General features: G+C 66.9%; 16 protein-coding genes. 4 read left to right on the top strand and 12 right to left on the bottom strand.

Annotation, left to right across the window (positions count from 1 at the left end; all coding sequences use genetic code 11):
- Positions 1–18: 18 nt before the first annotated feature.
- Positions 19–696, bottom strand: coding sequence for a protein-L-isoaspartate(D-aspartate) O-methyltransferase (locus ACZK3W_RS08385; RefSeq protein WP_010485977.1), 678 nt, complete (start codon positions 694–696; stop codon positions 19–21).
- Positions 693–1,472, bottom strand: a complete 780-nt coding sequence (gene surE, locus ACZK3W_RS08380; protein ID WP_180837497.1) for a 5'/3'-nucleotidase SurE — start codon at positions 1,470–1,472, stop codon at positions 693–695. Before surE ends, ACZK3W_RS08385 begins: the two co-directional genes overlap by 4 nt.
- Before the next feature lie 209 nt (positions 1,473–1,681).
- Here surE and ACZK3W_RS08375 point away from each other — a divergent pair, with 209 nt between their 5' ends.
- Positions 1,682–2,221: a Smr/MutS family protein gene (locus ACZK3W_RS08375; RefSeq protein WP_478450638.1), complete on the top strand. Its 540-nt coding sequence runs from the start codon at positions 1,682–1,684 to the stop codon at positions 2,219–2,221.
- A gap of 69 nt (positions 2,222–2,290) precedes the next feature.
- On the opposite strand, the gene truD is transcribed toward ACZK3W_RS08375, so the two are convergent.
- The 10 genes from truD to ACZK3W_RS08325 form a co-directional block, all read right to left on the bottom strand.
- On the bottom strand, positions 2,291–3,322 hold the full coding sequence (gene truD, locus ACZK3W_RS08370) for a tRNA pseudouridine(13) synthase TruD (protein WP_478450637.1): 1,032 nt from the start codon (positions 3,320–3,322) through the stop codon (positions 2,291–2,293).
- Positions 3,319–3,816 carry a 2-C-methyl-D-erythritol 2,4-cyclodiphosphate synthase gene (gene ispF, locus ACZK3W_RS08365; protein WP_005409005.1) on the bottom strand — a complete coding sequence of 166 codons (498 nt, stop codon included), beginning with the start codon at positions 3,814–3,816 and terminating at the stop codon, positions 3,319–3,321. The genes truD and ispF overlap by 4 nt, the downstream gene beginning before the upstream one ends.
- A 34-nt stretch (positions 3,817–3,850) precedes the next feature.
- Positions 3,851–4,549, bottom strand: a complete 699-nt coding sequence (ispD, locus tag ACZK3W_RS08360; RefSeq protein ID WP_049400377.1) for a 2-C-methyl-D-erythritol 4-phosphate cytidylyltransferase — start codon at positions 4,547–4,549, stop codon at positions 3,851–3,853.
- Positions 4,546–4,899 carry a cell division protein FtsB gene (ftsB, locus tag ACZK3W_RS08355; RefSeq protein WP_032130117.1) on the bottom strand — a complete coding sequence of 118 codons (354 nt, stop codon included), beginning with the start codon at positions 4,897–4,899 and terminating at the stop codon, positions 4,546–4,548. The genes ispD and ftsB overlap by 4 nt, the downstream gene beginning before the upstream one ends.
- Positions 4,900–4,903: 4 nt before the next feature.
- On the bottom strand, positions 4,904–6,196 hold the full coding sequence (gene eno / locus ACZK3W_RS08350) for a phosphopyruvate hydratase (protein WP_032130116.1): 1,293 nt from the start codon (positions 6,194–6,196) through the stop codon (positions 4,904–4,906).
- 96 nt (positions 6,197–6,292) lie between these two features.
- The gene (locus ACZK3W_RS08345) at positions 6,293–6,622 is read right to left on the bottom strand and encodes a hypothetical protein (RefSeq protein ID WP_049400376.1); all 330 of its coding nucleotides are present in this window, start codon (positions 6,620–6,622) and stop codon (positions 6,293–6,295) included.
- On the bottom strand, positions 6,622–6,969 hold the full coding sequence (locus ACZK3W_RS08340; protein WP_125895670.1) for a hypothetical protein: 348 nt from the start codon (positions 6,967–6,969) through the stop codon (positions 6,622–6,624). Before ACZK3W_RS08340 ends, ACZK3W_RS08345 begins: the two co-directional genes overlap by 1 nt.
- Entirely contained in the window at positions 6,966–7,796 is an 831-nt protein-coding gene (gene kdsA / locus ACZK3W_RS08335; RefSeq protein ID WP_014036736.1) for a 3-deoxy-8-phosphooctulonate synthase, read from the bottom strand. The genes ACZK3W_RS08340 and kdsA overlap by 4 nt, the downstream gene beginning before the upstream one ends.
- Positions 7,797–7,885: 89 nt before the next feature.
- On the bottom strand, positions 7,886–9,550 hold the full coding sequence (locus tag ACZK3W_RS08330; RefSeq protein WP_032130113.1) for a CTP synthase: 1,665 nt from the start codon (positions 9,548–9,550) through the stop codon (positions 7,886–7,888).
- Between the two features lie 400 nt (positions 9,551–9,950).
- A complete protein-coding gene (locus ACZK3W_RS08325) occupies positions 9,951–10,184 on the bottom strand; it encodes a hypothetical protein (RefSeq protein ID WP_005416022.1) in 234 nt (77 codons plus the stop codon).
- Between the two features lie 172 nt (positions 10,185–10,356).
- Here ACZK3W_RS08325 and parE point away from each other — a divergent pair, with 172 nt between their 5' ends.
- The 3 genes from parE (at position 10,357) to ACZK3W_RS08310 (ending at position 14,577) form a co-directional block, all read left to right on the top strand.
- On the top strand, positions 10,357–12,246 hold the full coding sequence (parE, locus tag ACZK3W_RS08320; protein WP_019338185.1) for a DNA topoisomerase IV subunit B: 1,890 nt from the start codon (positions 10,357–10,359) through the stop codon (positions 12,244–12,246).
- A gap of 146 nt (positions 12,247–12,392) precedes the next feature.
- Complete coding sequence (locus ACZK3W_RS08315; RefSeq protein ID WP_107432345.1) at positions 12,393–12,971, top strand: GNAT family N-acetyltransferase; 579 nt, start codon at positions 12,393–12,395, stop codon at positions 12,969–12,971.
- A gap of 109 nt (positions 12,972–13,080) precedes the next feature.
- Positions 13,081–14,577, top strand: a complete 1,497-nt coding sequence (locus ACZK3W_RS08310; RefSeq protein ID WP_180837494.1) for a S10 family peptidase — start codon at positions 13,081–13,083, stop codon at positions 14,575–14,577.
- Positions 14,578–14,947: the final 370 nt, after the last annotated feature.

The raw sequence follows: 14,947 nt of genomic DNA, 5'->3' as shown, positions 1-14,947 counted from the left end.
GCAACCCTGCTCCGTGGATTAGTCGAGCATGCCAGACAGCAGCGGCACGAACGTGACCGGCGCCAGCACGTGTTGTTCGATGCTGCCGTCGGCCTTGCGGTCCAGCTGTACCAGCGACTGCGCCCCGGGGCCACCGACCGGCGCCACCAGGCGGCCGCCCTCGGCCAGTTGCTCGATCAGGGCGTCGACCAGTGCCGGCGCCGCCGCAGTAACCACGATGGCATCGAACGGACCGTGCTCGGCCCAGCCGACGCGACCGTCGTCATGCTTGGTGCGGATGTTCATGCCCAGCGCACGGAAGCGCTTGCGGGCCTGCCGCAGCAGATCACCGATTCGCTCCACGGTGTAGACCTCCAGGCCCAGCGCACCGAGGATGGCGGCCTGGTAACCGGAACCGGTGCCGACTTCCAGCACCCGCTTCGGCGCGACCTGGAGGACCGCCTCGGTCATCCGCGCGACCACCCAGGGCTGCGAGATGGTCTGGCCGTGGCCGATCGGCAGCGCAGTGTCTTCGTAAGCCCGTGACGCCAGCGCCTCATCAATGAACAGATGGCGCGGCACCACCCGGATCGCATTCAAGGTCGGCTCGTCAACGATGCCGGCTTCGCGCAGGCGGTCGACCAGGCGGTCACGCACACGCTGCGAGGTCATGCCGATACCGACGGCTTCCGGTTGCAGGCGCAGGCGTGGACTCATGCCGGCCGGTCCAGCGCGGCACTGAGGCCGCCGACCCAGCTGGCCACTTTCTCCAGTGCCTGGTAGCGGGTCAGGTCGACCTGGATCGGGGTGATCGAGATATGCCCGGTGCGCACCGCATGGAAGTCGGTACCGGGGCCGGAGTCCTGCTCACGGCCGGCCGGGCCGATCCAGTACACCTCGTTGCCGCGCGGGTCTTTCTGCGCGATGCAGCCTTCGGCGCGGTGGCGGTTGCCGAGGCGGGTGACCTCGAAGCCCTCGACCTCGCTCCACGGCAGATCAGGCACGTTGACGTTGAGGATGGTGTCAGCCGGCAACGGATCGGCCTTGAGCCGGGCAACGATCTCCACGGCAGCGCGCGCGGCGGTCTCGAAGTGTTTCGGATCGTGGTTGCGGGTAACCAGCGAGACCGCCACCGCCGGCAGCCCGAGGAAGCGACCTTCCATCGCCGCCGAGACGGTGCCGGAGTAGATCACGTCATCGCCGAGGTTGGCGGCATTGTTGATGCCGGACACGACAATGTCCGGTTCGAACTCGAGCAGCCCGGTCAGCGCCAGGTGCACGCAGTCGGTCGGAGTGCCGGCCACCGAGACGGTGTAATGGTCGATGCGCTTGAGGCGGATCGGCAGGTCCAGGGTCAGCGAATTGCTGGCGCCGGAGCGATCACGGTCGGGCGCGACCACCGTGACTTCGTGTCCGGCCTCGCGCAGCACCGAAGCAAGCATCCGGATGCCTGCGGCGTCGACGCCATCGTCGTTACTGACCAGGATTCGCATCTTCGATTTAACCGCTTGATTTTCCAAGAATTCGATTCCGTCACCGTGCAGTGTGGGCGGGACCGCCGTACTCCCCTGCGGAAGCCGTCGACCCTGCAAGGGCATCGTCTATTGTGCCGCATGCGAGCCGCCGGTCCTACCCTGTCGGCGGTCATGACCGACATCGAACCGTCATAGGCAGAGCTGCGCCGGCGGTTTACCCTGTGCGCATGTCGCACCCTGAAGACGAAGATCCGGCCGCATTGTTCCGTGCGGCCATCGGCGAAGTGACGCCGCTGCGCAAGGATGCCGAGCCGGCGCCTGCCGCGCCCCGGCCGAAGCCGCGCGCGCGCATGGCCGAACGTGACGAGGCCGAAGCCGCCGGCGAATTCGCCCGGCTGCTGCGCGACAGCACGCCGCTGGAAGCCGGCGACGTGGCCAGCCATCGCCGCGACAACCTGCCACCACGCTTGTTCCAGCGCCTCAAGCGTGGCCAGTACTCGGTGCAGGACGAGCTGGACCTGCACGGCGCCACTGCGTCGCAGGCGGAGGCGCTGCTGCGCCAGTTCCTGCTGGAGGCGCATGCACACGACTATGGCTGCGTGCGCATCATCCACGGCAAGGGCCTGCAGTCCGATGGCGGTGCACCGGTGCTGAAGAATCTGGTCGATCGCCTGCTGCGGCTGCGCAACGACGTACTGGCGTTCCATTCGGCGCCGACCGGACAAGGCGGCACCGGCGCGGTGCTGGTGCTGCTGGCCCGTAGATGAAAAAGGGGACGGAGGGAATTAAGTCGTTTGTGCTACAAACGACTTAATTCCCTCCGTCCCCTTTTTCTGTCAGGCCTGCGAGGCGTCTTCGACCGAGCCGAGTTCGTGCAGTACGGCGGTGGCGTAGCAGCCTGGCGGCAGCGCGAATGACAACTCCAGCACGTCGTCGGCCAGCCACTGGTGCTGCAGCAGCGCCGGGCGCAGGCGCAATGCGCGGCGCTCCTGCTTCAGCCGTGCGTCTTCCAGGCCGGCCCGCAGTGCCTTTGACTCGTCGTCGTCCAGCGCGGCCAGCTCCAGCGTGCGGGCAGCCTCGGTGCTGCGCAGCTCGCCTTCGCCCCACAGCGGTGCGCTGGGATGGATGTCGAAACGCGCCAGTCGCTCGGCCAGCACCTCGGTGTACGGCTCGGGTCCGAACACGCTGCGGCTGCCATCGAGCATCCACACTTCGCCATCGAGCGGCTGATCCCAGTTGCCCTGCTCCACGCGCGCGGCCAGCACGCGGTTGAACAGCGCCGAACGGGCTGCAGAGAGCAGCAGCGAACGCTGGTCCTTGCGCATGCGGCGGCCACCGAACATCGCCAGTGCCGCCGGCACATTGCCGCCGTCGCGGCCAAAGCGCTGCTCGCCGAACCAGTTCGGCAGGCCGCGCTCGGCAATCTGCTGCAGGCGCTCGCTGATCGCGGCGGCATCCCCCTGCACCTCGCGCAGCACCAGCTTGAAGCGGTTGCCGGCCAGTGCGCCACGCTGCAGCTTGCGGTTGTGCCAGGTGGCTTCGAGCACTTCGATCTCGTCGCTGGCCAGCTCGGCCAGGTCCGGCGCGACGCGCTTGGGCAGGTGCACGCTGAAACGCTGGGTGGTGACCGCATGGCGATCCTTCATGCCGGCGTAGCTCACCGCCATTTCCGGCAGGCCCGCCCACTTGGCCAGCAGCTTGGCCACATGCACGGTGTTGGCTCCACGCTTGCGGATATGCAGCAGCAGGTGCTCGCCTTCACCGGTCGCCTCGAAGGCCGGCAGTTCGTCAACCTGGAAATCGTCCGGCGTGGTGCGGATGCGCGCCGTCAGCAACGGTGCACCAAACGCCAACGGCAGCGGGATCATGCCGCCACCAGCAGTACCACCGCCTGTGCGGCGATGCCTTCGCCACGGCCGGTGAAGCCCAGCTTCTCAGACGTGGTGGCCTTGACGCTGACTGCATCCAGCGGCAACTGCAGCAACCCACCGATGCGCTCACGCATCGCCAGCGCATGCGGGCCGACCTTCGGACGCTCGCAGATCACGGTGATGTCGGTGTTGCCGACGCGCCAGCCACGCTCGCGCAGCAGGCTGTCGCAATGGCGAACGAAATCACTGCTGTCGGCGCCCTTCCAGCGGTCGTCGCTCGGCGGGAAATGCTGGCCGATATCGCCCAGCGCCAGCGCGCCGAGCATCGCATCGCACAGGGCGTGCAGGATCACGTCGCCATCGCTGTGCGCGAGCACGCCGCAGCTGTGCGGCACGTTCACGCCGCCGAGCATGATGTGATCGCCTTCACCGAAGGCATGGACGTCGTAGCCCTGGCCGATGCGGACGGGCGGGAACGGTGCGGTGCTCATGGATGCAACCCTTGCAACAGGGCCGCGCGGACGGTCAGCCGGCGCGGCGGGAAAGTACGAATTCGAACCGGTCCAGATCGGCCGGGGTGGTGACCTTGAAGTTGTCCTCGCTGCCTTCCACCAGCAGCGGGCGCTGGCCCTGGCGCTCCATGGCCATGGCCTCGTCGGTGACGTCAACACCGGCGGCCGCAGCGTCAGACAGCGCGCGGCTGAGCTGGTGGCGGCGGAACAGCTGCGGCGTCAGTGCGCGCCACAGGCGCTCGCGTGGCTCGGTGCCATCGATGCCGCCGTCGTCGCCAGCGCGCTTGAGGGTGTCGCGCACCGGCGCAGCCAGGATCGCCCCGACCGGGTCGGCACGACCGACTTCAAGCAGACGACCGAGATCGGCCAGCGACAGGTTCGGCCGTGCAGCATCGTGAACCAGCACGAATTCATCGGCACGCACGGTGTCCGGCAGCGCCTGCAACCCGGCCAGCACCGAGGCGGCACGGGTCGCGCCGCCGATGCAGGTCAGCACCGGCTTGCCCGACCACTCATTCCAGCCCGGCCAGTCGGCATCGTCCTGGCCGATCACCACCATCGCTCCGGCCACGGCGGGGTGCGCCAGCAGCGCGTCCAGCGTGTGGGCGAGCAGGATCTGCCCGCCCGCCTGCAGGTACTGCTTGGGCAGCGGTGCACCGAAGCGGGTGCCACGGCCGGCCGCAGGAACGACGACCCAGATCGCCGCGCTCATGGCACGTCTGCCGGGTGTTCGCCCGCCTGGGCAGTGACGCCGGCAGCAGGCTGCGCCGGGTGGACCGGCGCATCCTCGACCACACGGTAGAACTTCTCGCCAGGCTTGATCATGCCCAGCTCGCTGCGCGCGCGTTCCTCGATGGCGGACTGGCCTTCCTTGAGGTCCTTCACTTCGGCAGCGAGCGCGTCGTTGCGCTGCTGCAGACCCTCATTGTCCCGCTCCTGGTTGGCGACCTGGGCTTCGAGCATCATCACTTCACCCGAGTTGCCCGGACCGAACCAGAAGCGGTACTGCAGCCAGCCCAGCAGCAGGGCCAGCACCAGCAGCATCCAGCGCCAGTCGCGCATCGGCTCAGCGCTTCAGCGAAACGAACGCGTCACGACCGGCGTAACGCGCGCCGGCGCCGAGGGCTTCCTCGATGCGCAGCAGCTGGTTGTACTTGGCCACGCGATCGCTGCGGCACAGCGAGCCGGTCTTGATCTGGGTGGCGGTGGTGGCCACCGAGATATCGGCAATGGTGGTGTCTTCGGTTTCGCCCGAACGGTGCGAGACGACGGCGGCATAGCCGGCGCGGTCGGCCATCGCGATCGCTTCCAGGGTTTCGCTGAGCGTGCCGATCTGGTTGACCTTGATCAGGATCGCGTTGGCGGTGCCCGAGTCGATGCCTTCCTGGAAGATCTTCGGGTTGGTCACGAACAGGTCGTCGCCAACCAGCTGCACCTTCTTGCCGATGCGGTCGGTCAGCAGCTTCCAGCCGGCCCAGTCGTTCTCGGCCAGGCCATCTTCAATCGTGATGATCGGGTACTGCGCGGCCCAGTCGGCGAGGAAGTCGACGAACTGCTCGGAGGTCAGGCGCTTGTTCTCGCCGACCAGGTTGTACTTGCCGTTTTCGAAGAACTCGCTGGAGGCCACGTCCAGGCCCAGCAGCACGTCTTCACCGGCGGTGTAGCCAGCCTTGCCGATCGCTTCGAGGATGGTGTCGAGCGCCTCGACGTTGCTGCGGAAGTCCGGTGCGAAGCCGCCTTCGTCGCCGACCGCCGTGCTCAGGCCGTGGCCCTTCAGCACCGACTTCAGCGAATGGAAGATTTCGGTGCCCGCGCGCAGCGCTTCGGAGAACGAGGTGAAGCCGACCGGCAGCACCATGAACTCCTGGAAGTCGACGTTGTTGTCGGCGTGCGCGCCGCCGTTGATGATGTTCATCATCGGCACCGGCAGCGACGGGGTCACGCCGGTCTTGGCAGCCAGGTACTGCCACAGCGCCTGCTTGTTCGATGCAGCGGCGGCGTGCGCGGCGGCCATCGAAACACCCAGCAGCGCGTTGGCGCCCAGGCGGCCTTTGTTCTCGGTGCCGTCGAGGTCGATCAGGCGACGGTCGAGGCCGGCCTGGTCGGTGGCTTCGAAGCCCTTCAGCGCATTGGCGATGGTGGTGTTGACGTTGTCGACAGCCTTGCGCACACCCTTGCCCAGGTAACGGGTCTTGTCGCCGTCACGCAGCTCGACCGCTTCCTTGGTGCCGGTCGAGGCGCCGGAGGGAACCGCGGCACGACCGAACGAACCGTCCTCCAGGATGACTTCGGCTTCCAGCGTGGGGTTGCCACGGCTGTCGAGGATTTCACGGGCGTGGATGCTGCGGATCGTACTCATGGTCGGGCCGGTTACCTGTATGGAGAGGGGGCGACAAAACGAATGCCGCGTGATTATCCCCGGCTGCCCGCCACTTGCCAAATGGCGTGGGCGGCCTCAGCCCCAACTGGACCCGATCACGATCAGGATCATCGACACCAGCATCACCAGCAATGCACCGGCAATCGCTGCCAGGATGGGGCCACGCCGCCGTCGCCAGGCCAGCACCATCGCCACCGGACTGCCCAGGAAGGACAGCACCATCGTGACCAGCGCGCCCAGCAGCCACCACTGCGTGGCCTGCACGCCGTTGTTTCCATCCCCCGGCGGCCGGAAACCGGACGTGAAGGCCAGCACGCCCACCACCAGGGCGATCCAGGTCAACACGGACAGCCCCAGGGCGATCAGGCCCCAGGGCCAGCCACGCGCCGATGTGGTCGTATTCATCAAAGCAATCCGTAGAACAGGGCGCCCAGCCACAGCGAGAGCAGGATGATCGCCAGGCCAGCCGTGACCTTGCCGCGATTCAGCCGCCAGGCCAGCACAGCGGCAGCGACGCATCCCACCGCACCGAGCAGCTCCGCCATCAGCAGCGCAATGAAGTACGCCCGCAGATCGAGCGCACTGCTGCCATCACCGGGGGGCCGCACCGACGCAGCGCCGATCAGTACCAGCCCGAACATGCCCACGGTGAACAGCACGGCCAGACCCAGTGCGATCACGCCCCAGGGCCACTGTTTCCAGTGCCGGCGGTGACGCTGGGTTTCCAGCGCCAGCCACGGGTCACGACTCACGCGAAGCGCGAAAAGCCGTGCTTCTTGGTCACCGCATCGAGTTCCATCAGGGTCTCGAGCAGCGCTTCCATCTGGTCCAGCGGCCATGCATTGGGGCCATCGGACAGCGCCTTGGACGGGTCCGGATGGGTCTCGGCGAACAGGCCGGAGATGCCCACCGCCACGGCGGCACGGGCCAGCACCGGCACGTGCTCACGCTGGCCACCGGAACTGGTGCCCTGCCCACCCGGCAGCTGCACCGAATGGGTGGCGTCAAACACCACCGGGCAACCGGTATCGCGCATCACCGCCAGCGAACGCATGTCGCTGACCAGGTTGTTGTAGCCGAAGCTGGCACCGCGCTCGCAGACCATGATCTGCTCGTTGCCGGTGGCCTTGGCCTTTTCCACGACCGGCTTCATGTCCCACGGCGCCAGGAACTGGCCCTTCTTGATGTTGACCGGCTTGCCGGCCGAGCACACCTTGCGGATGAAGTCGGTCTGGCGGACCAGGAACGCCGGGGTCTGCAGCACGTCCACCACCGAGGCCACTTCGTCCATCGGGGTGTATTCGTGGACGTCGGTCAGCACCGGCACGCCGATCTGCTTCTTGACCTCGGCCAGGACCTTCAGGCCCTCTTCCATGCCCGGGCCGCGGAATGCGGTGCCCGAAGTGCGGTTGGCCTTGTCGAAGCTGGACTTGAAGATGAAGTTGACGCCGAGCTTGTCGGTGACTTCCTTCAACTTGCCGGCGGTATCGAGCTGCAGCTGCATCGACTCGATCACGCAGGGGCCGGCGATCAGGAACAGGGGCTGGTCCAGCCCGACCTCGAATCCACACAGTTTCATGGCGTTTCCTTGTTGTCCGCGGCACCGGCCGGGCCGGTGCGCTGGGGGTTGAAGCGTGCAAGATGGGGGCCGGCGGCCCCCATCACAAGTCAGGCGCGGGCTTCCTGCAGCAGCTTGCCGCCGGCCTTGCGCTCGCGTGCGGCACGGATGAAACCGATGAACAGCGGGTGGCCGTCACGCGGCGTGGACAGGAATTCCGGGTGCGCCTGGCAGGCCAGGAACCACGGGTGCGCATCGCGCGGCAGCTCCACCACTTCCACCAGGGTGTCGTCCATCGACTTGCCGGCGATCACCAGGCCCGCATCCTCCAGCTGGGTGCGGTAGCGGTTGTTGAACTCGTAGCGGTGGCGGTGGCGCTCGGCAACCACGTCCTTGCCGTACAGCTCACGGGCCAGCGTGCCCGGCTTCAGGCGCTGTTCCTGCAGGCCCAGGCGCATGGTGCCACCGAGGTCGCTCTTGTCATCACGCTTTTCGACGTCGCCGGTTGCCGTACGCCATTCGGTGATCAGGCCGATCACCGGGTTCGGCGACTGGCGGTCGTTCTCGGTGCTGTTGGCACCTTCCAGGCCGACCACGTTGCGGGCGTAATCGACGACGGCCGCCTGCATGCCGTAGCAGATGCCGAAGTACGGCACGTGCTGCTCGCGGGCGAACTTCGAGGTCAGCACCTTGCCTTCGAAACCACGGTCACCGAAGCCGCCCGGCACCAGGATGCCGTCGACATCGGCCAGTGCGGCCATGTCGGTGCCTTCCAGGTCCTGTGCTTCCAGCCACTTCAGGTTGACCTTGGTGCGCTGGCGCAGGCCGCCGTGCTTGAGCGCTTCGCCGACCGACTTGTAGGCATCCTGGTGATCGACGTACTTGCCGACCACGGCGATGGTCACTTCGTCCAGCGGATGCAGGGTCGCATCGACCGCGTCTTCCCACATCGACAGATCGACCGGACCGACCTTGTCGGCCAGCTTCAGCTGGTTGACGACGATCTCGTCCAGGCCCTGCGCATGCAGGCCTGACGGAATGCGGTACAGGACGTCCACGTCCGGCACGCTGATCACCGCGCGCTCGGAAACGTTGGTGAACTGGGCGATCTTGCGGCGCTCCGAATCCGGCACGGCCTGTTCCGAACGGCACAGCAGCACGTCCGGCTGGATGCCGATCGAGCGCAGTTCCTTCACCGAGTGCTGGGTCGGCTTGGTCTTCAGCTCACCGGCGGCGCCGATGTACGGCACCAGGGTGAGGTGCATGAACAGTGCCTTCTCCGGGCCACGCTCGGTGCGCACCTGGCGGATCGCCTCCAGGAACGGCAGCGACTCGATGTCGCCGACAGTACCGCCGATCTCCACCAGCGCCACGTCGTAGCCTTCGGTGGCTTCGTCGATGCAGCGGCGGATCTCGTCGGTGATGTGCGGAATGACCTGCACGGTCGCACCCAGGTAGTCGCCGCGGCGTTCCTTGCGGATCACGTTCTCGTAGATACGACCGGTGGTGACCGAGTTCTTGCGGCTCAGGCGGGTGCGCACGAAGCGCTCGTAGTGGCCCAGGTCGAGGTCGGTCTCGGCGCCGTCGTCGGTGACGTAGACCTCACCGTGCTGGAACGGGCTCATGGTGCCGGGGTCGACGTTGATGTACGGGTCGAGCTTCATCATCGTGACCTTCAGGCCACGGGCTTCGAGAATGGCGGCCAGCGACGCGGCGGCAATGCCTTTGCCGAGCGAGGACACCACGCCGCCGGTTACGAAAATCAAGGGAGTCATGGCTGCAAGCATCCTGTCTGGAAATGGAAAACGGCAGCACCACGCGCACCCGGAGGGCGGGCATGGTGCTCAGAGGGGGTTTTCCGGTTCGCTGGGACAGCGAGGGAGGTGCTGATCCGTGCGGCGGCAGGCGCCGGACGGGGACCACCGTGCGAGGTCGGGGTGGCCGTGCCGGTCAAATCGACCGTCACCTGCGACCCGCCATGCTGGAAGCCACGCTTGGCCGCTCCAGCCCATTCGCAAATGGTGGACACGCACTTACTCCCGGAAAGCCATAGTTTACAGATTGATGGCCGCCAACCCAAGAGGCAGATGGCACGCCACTAAAAAGAAACGCCCCGCAAAGCGGGGCGTTCCGGAGCGCAACCCTTGTCGCAAGGGCGCCTGGCATGGGGCGGGATCAGCGCTTCTTGCGCGCTTCCTCTTCCTCTTCCTGCTGCGGGGCCGGCTGGCCCTGCGCCTTCATTTCGGCATTGGCCTGGGCCCGACGCTTGGCCTTGGCATCGGCCTCGGCCTGCGCCTTGTCGGCCTGGTCACCCTGCTGCGGGGCCGGCTGGCCGGCGTTCTGCGCCACCACCAGCGGCACTGCAACGGCGGCAGCGGCCAGGATCGCAATGGTCAGCAACTTCTTCATGAGGTCCTCCTCGCGGTATGGCTTGGATGTTTCGACCCAACGGGGGTCGCCGGTGTTCAGATTCCAGCAGCTGCCATTTTACCCCCTCTGCGTCGCCGAGACTGAACCGCAGGCGTGCAAAATCCCGTGCCAGACCCCACACTTGCCCGTCGCTCCAAGCTTTCGAAGACAGATGAACGCCCGTTATAACGCCGCCGATATTGAAGTCCTGTCCGGCCTTGACCCGGTCAAGCGCCGTCCCGGCATGTATACCGACACCGCGCGCCCGAACCACCTGGCGCAGGAAGTGATCGACAACTCGGTGGACGAGGCCCTTGCCGGCCACGCCCGCTCGATCGAGATCACCCTGTACAAGGACGGCAGCGTGGAGGTCAGCGATGACGGCCGCGGCATGCCGGTGGACATCCATCCGGAAGAGAAGATCCCGGGCGTCGAGCTGATCCTCACCCGCCTGCATGCCGGCGGCAAGTTCAGCAACAACAACTACACCTTCTCCGGCGGCCTGCACGGCGTCGGCGTCAGCGTGGTCAATGCGCTGTCGACCCTGGTGGAAGTGCACATCAAGCGCGAAGGCGCCGAACACCGCATCACCTTCCGCAACGGCGACCGCGCCACCCCGCTGGAAGTGGTCGGCAGCGTCGGCAAGAAGAACACCGGCACCCGCGTGCGCTTCTGGCCGGACCCGAAGTATTTCGACACGCCCAAGTTCGCGGTGCGCGCGCTCAAGCACCTGTTGCGCGCCAAGGCCGTGCTGTGCCCCGGCCTGACCGTGAAGCTGACCGACGAGGCCACCGGTGAAGTCGACACCTGGTACTACGAAGACGGCCTGCGCGATTACCTGAAGCTGGAGCTGGGCGATCGCGAGATGCTGCCGGCCGAACTGTTCGTCGGCAACCTGAAGAAAGACACCGAGATCGTGGACTGGGCCGTGGCCTGGCTGCCGGAAGGCGAGCTGGTGCAGGAAAGCTACGTCAACCTGATCCCCACTGCCCAGCACGGCACCCACGTCAACGGCCTGCGCACCGGCCTGACCGAGGCGCTGCGCGAGTTCTGCGACTTCCGCAACCTGCTGCCGCGTGGCGTCAAGCTGGCCCCGGAAGACGTGTGGGACCGCGTGTCGTTCGTGCTGTCGCTGAAGATGACCGACCCGCAGTTCAGCGGCCAGACCAAGGAACGCCTGTCCTCGCGCCAGGCCGCCGGCTTCATCGAAGGCGCCGCCCACGATGCGTTCAGCCTGCTGCTGAACCAGAACGTGGAGCTGGGCGAGAAGATCGCACAGATCGCCATCGAGCGCGCCAGCGCGCGCCTGAAGACCGAAAAGCTGGTCGTCCGCAAGAAAGTCACCCAGGGCCCGGCCCTGCCCGGCAAGCTGGCCGACTGCATCAGCCAGGACCTGTCGCGCACCGAGCTGTTCCTGGTGGAGGGTGACTCGGCAGGCGGCAGCGCCAAGCAGGCGCGTGACAAGGACTTCCAGGCGATCCTGCCGCTGCGCGGCAAGATCCTCAACACCTGGGAAGTGTCCTCCAACAGCGTGCTGGCGTCGGAAGAAGTGCACAACCTGGCCGTGGCCATCGGCTGCGACCCCGGCAAGGACGACATTGCTGGCCTGCGCTACGGCAAGGTCATCATCCTGGCCGACGCGGACTCGGACGGCCTGCACATCGCCACCCTGCTCACCGCGCTGTTCCTCAAGCACTTCCCGGCGCTGGTCGATGCCGGCCACGTGTTCGTGGCGATGCCACCGCTGTTCCGCATCGATGTGGGCAAGCAGGTGTTCTATGCCCTGGACGAAGAAGAGAAGCGCTCGATGCTGGACAAGATCGAACGCGAGAAGATCAAGGGCGCGATCAACGTCACCCGCTTCAAGGGCCTGGGCGAGATGAATCCGCCACAGCTGCGTGAATCCACCATCCACCCCGACACCCGTCGCCTGGTGCAGCTGACCGTGGACGACGGCGAGCAGACCCGTTCGCTGATGGACATGCTGCTGGCCAAGAAGCGCGCCTCCGACCGCAAGGGCTGGCTGGAGAGCAAGGGCGACCTGGCTTCGCTGGAAGTCTGACCCGACGCGGGGCCGGATCCGTTTCCTGCAGGGAAACGGCTCTGGCCCCATCGCCCGGTAATGCCGGTTCATGTGCCTTGGCATTACGCCCCCATCGGCAAACCCGGCGGCGCCATAATGCGCGTCCATCTGTGTGGACCATCGTATTGGCCAGCCACTCGCTGCTGTTCCCGGGCCTGCCGCTGCACAGCGCGCGCCTGGTCCTGAGCCCGATCCGCCGCGACGATGCGGCCGCCCTGTTCGCGATCCAGTCCGATCCGGACGTGATGCGGTTCTGGAACCACCCGGCGTGGACACGACCGGCCGAAGCGCGCGCGCAGATCGACGATGACCTGGCTGCACAGGCCACCGGCACCCAGCTCAAGCTGGCCGTGCGCGAAACGCTGGACGGCCCGTTGCTGGGCATCTGCGTGGTGTTCGCCCTGGATCGCGATGCCGCTCGTGCCGAGATCGGCTACCTGCTGGCCCCCGACAGGCAAGGCCAGGGCTACATGCACGAAGCGCTGCAGCACCTGCTGGACTACCTGTTCCAGACCCTGCGCCTGCATCGCGTGGAAGCCGAAGTCGACCCGCGCAACCGGCCCTCGGCACACGTGCTTGAACGGCTGGGCTTCCACCTGGAGGGCGTGCTGCGGCAGCGCTGGCGCATCCAGGGCGAACTGTCCGATTCGGCGGTATACGGCCTGCTGGCTGACGACGAACTGCGCACCACCCTGCCCGCTTGACCCAATCTGGCCACTGGCGGCCTCGACGCGCGGCCATGCCTTTGGACACATACGACATGCCCTCCACCGGCCTAGCATCGGAACCCCCTTCCGCTGCCGATCCGGTGCCATGAAGTCCCTGCTGCACACTGCCGCGCTCTGCGTCGGCCTGCTCATCGCCCCTGCCAGCGTGCTGGCCGCGCCTGACGCCGAGGCCACGCCCGACCCGAAAGACGACAAGACCGAAGCGCCCGCGCTGCCCGCCGATGCGTCGGCCCGCCAGAGCATGCGCCTGGCCGGCCGCACCCTGGACTACACCGCCACCGTCGGCACCCTGCCGGTACGCGATGCCAAGGGCAAGGTGATCGCCGACGTGGTGTTCACCGCCTACACGATGCCGGGCAAGGACCGGCCGGTGACCTTCGCGCTCAATGGCGGCCCGGGTGCATCGTCGGTCTACCTCAACATGGGCGCGATCGGGCCCAAGGTGGTCACCTTTGGTTCGGAGGGGGACAGCGCATCGGCGCCGGCCACCCTGCACGACAACCCCGGCACCTGGCTGGACTTCACCGACCTGGTGTTCATCGACCCGGTCGGCACTGGCTTCAGCCGTGCACGCATCGGCGATGACGAGGCGAAGAAGCAGCTGTACAACCCCAGCGCCGACATCGAATACCTGTCGCGCTCGATCTACGACTGGCTGCTGCGCAACCAGCGCATGGGTGCACGCAAGTACCTGACCGGCGAGAGCTACGGCGGCTACCGCGGCCCGCGCATCACCCACTTCCTGCAGACCCGGCTGGGCGTGGCGATGAACGGCCTGGTGCTGGTGTCGCCGTACCTGAGCCCGACCCTGGAAGACAACGCCGATGTCTCGCCGATGGCGTGGATGCAGACGCTGCCGTCGATCGCTGCAGCGCACCTGGAGCGCCAGGGCAAACTGACCGATGCGGCGATGCGCGACGTGGTGGAATACACCCGGGGCGACTACGCCACTGCGCTGATGAAGGGCCGCAGCGATCCGCAGGCGACCGAGGCGATGCTGCGCCGGGTGACCGAGCTGACCGGGCTGGACCCGCAGTTCGTGCGCCGCGCCGGTGGCCGACTGGAGACGCAGGCCTATCTGCGTGAGGTGTTCCGCGACAAGGGCACGCTGGGCAGCCGCTACGACTCCAACGTGACCGCGTTCGATCCGTTCCCGAACGATCCGGAGCAGCGCGCCAACGATCCGCTGCTGGACAGCATCATTGCGCCGACCACCACTGCGATGGTCGACTTCGTGACGCGGGTGGTTGGCTGGAAGGTGGATGCACGCTACCAGGCGCTGAACTACGACGTGAACCGGTTGTGGGACCGCAACGGCGAGCTGCGCCAGGGCGCGGTGACCCAGCTGCGCCAGGCGGTGGCGATCGATCCGCATCTGCAGGTGCTGATCGTGCATGGCTGGAATGATCTGTCGTGCCCGTTCATGGGGTCGATCCTGACGGTGGACCAGATGCCGGCGATGGGCAGCAATCCGGACCGGGTGCAGGTGCGCAGCTATCCGGGCGGGCACATGTTCTACAGCCGGGCGGACAGCCAGGCGGCGTTCCGCAGGGATGTGCAGGCGTTGTTCCAGCGTAACTGAGGGTGGTGGTGGTGGCCGGGCCTGCGGCCCGGCACCCGCTGGGGATCAACTGCCACTGCAACAGCAAGAGCTGGCATTCCGTGGGTTGGCGGGGTGGGATGGGCAGGCGGGGGACGGCAAAAACTGCTCCTGCGTGCCTCGTAGAGCGCCATCCATGGCGCTCTGCGCCCCCGCCTGCCCATCCCACCCCGCCTTCGACAGTTTCCGTGCGCTGTTGGTGGGTGCCGACCGTTGGTCGGCACGAGGGCGGATCCCTGTTTCTGCTCTGGTAGGTGTCGACCTTGGTCGACACGATGTGTCCGGAAGAATTCTCTGCCCATGAAAAAAGCCCGCCGGTATCCGGCGGGCTTTTTCGTGTGCACCTTGGCGC

The sequence above is a fragment of the Stenotrophomonas sp. 80084_Sma genome (genome assembly GCF_056481995.1).
Note: the sequence above shows the minus strand (reverse complement) of the source record. Positions and strands in the feature narration are given on the sequence as shown.

Bases quoted from the DNA above. Each gene is read 5' to 3' on its own strand.
- ACZK3W_RS08310 (WP_180837494.1), top strand. From the start codon at position 13,081: ATGAAGTCCCTGCTGCACACTGCCGCGCTCTGCGTCGGCCTGCTCATC.
- ispD (WP_049400377.1), bottom strand. From the start codon at position 4,549: ATGAGCGCGGCGATCTGGGTCGTCGTTCCTGCGGCCGGCCGTGGCACC.
- truD (WP_478450637.1), bottom strand. From the start codon at position 3,322: ATGATCCCGCTGCCGTTGGCGTTTGGTGCACCGTTGCTGACGGCGCGC.
- ACZK3W_RS08385 (WP_010485977.1), bottom strand. From the start codon at position 696: ATGAGTCCACGCCTGCGCCTGCAACCGGAAGCCGTCGGTATCGGCATG.
- eno (WP_032130116.1), bottom strand. From the start codon at position 6,196: ATGAGTACGATCCGCAGCATCCACGCCCGTGAAATCCTCGACAGCCGT.
- kdsA (WP_014036736.1), bottom strand. From the start codon at position 7,796: ATGAAACTGTGTGGATTCGAGGTCGGGCTGGACCAGCCCCTGTTCCTG.
- ftsB (WP_032130117.1), bottom strand. From the start codon at position 4,899: ATGCGCGACTGGCGCTGGATGCTGCTGGTGCTGGCCCTGCTGCTGGGC.
- surE (WP_180837497.1), bottom strand. From the start codon at position 1,472: ATGCGAATCCTGGTCAGTAACGACGATGGCGTCGACGCCGCAGGCATC.
- ACZK3W_RS08330 (WP_032130113.1), bottom strand. From the start codon at position 9,550: ATGACTCCCTTGATTTTCGTAACCGGCGGCGTGGTGTCCTCGCTCGGC.
- ispF (WP_005409005.1), bottom strand. From the start codon at position 3,816: ATGAGCACCGCACCGTTCCCGCCCGTCCGCATCGGCCAGGGCTACGAC.
- ACZK3W_RS08325 (WP_005416022.1), bottom strand. From the start codon at position 10,184: ATGAAGAAGTTGCTGACCATTGCGATCCTGGCCGCTGCCGCCGTTGCA.
- ACZK3W_RS08375 (WP_478450638.1), top strand. From the start codon at position 1,682: ATGTCGCACCCTGAAGACGAAGATCCGGCCGCATTGTTCCGTGCGGCC.
- parE (WP_019338185.1), top strand. From the start codon at position 10,357: ATGAACGCCCGTTATAACGCCGCCGATATTGAAGTCCTGTCCGGCCTT.
- ACZK3W_RS08345 (WP_049400376.1), bottom strand. From the start codon at position 6,622: ATGAATACGACCACATCGGCGCGTGGCTGGCCCTGGGGCCTGATCGCC.